The organism is Caballeronia mineralivorans PML1(12) (genome assembly GCF_001028175.1).
GTDB lineage: Bacteria > Pseudomonadota > Gammaproteobacteria > Burkholderiales > Burkholderiaceae > Caballeronia > Caballeronia mineralivorans.
In genome coordinates, this window is sequence record NZ_AEJF01000310.1 from 1 (window position 1) to 320 (window position 320).

Below are 320 nucleotides of genomic sequence, written 5' to 3' on the forward strand. Positions count from 1 at the left end.
TTTGCAAAGGGCTTGGCGAGGCAAAGCTGAATGCTAAACCGGCACGCGTAGTCATGGAGAAACCGCTGGGGACGTCGCTGGCGACCTCGCAGGAAATCAATGATCAGGTTGGCGAATACTTCGAGGAGTGCCAGGTTTACCGTATCGACCACTATCTTGGTAAAGAAACGGTGCTGAACCTGTTGGCGCTGCGTTTTGCTAACTCCCTGTTTGTGAATAACTGGGACAATCGCACCATTGATCATGTTGAGATTACCGTGGCAGAAGAAGTGGGGATCGAAGGGCGCTGGGGCTATTTTGATAAAGCCGGTCAGATGCGC

1 pseudogene is annotated in these 320 nt (G+C 52.2%); it reads left to right on the forward strand.

Annotated elements, in window-relative coordinates:
• Positions 1-320, forward strand: a pseudogene (locus tag EOS_RS42805) (glucose-6-phosphate dehydrogenase); the annotation flags it as partial.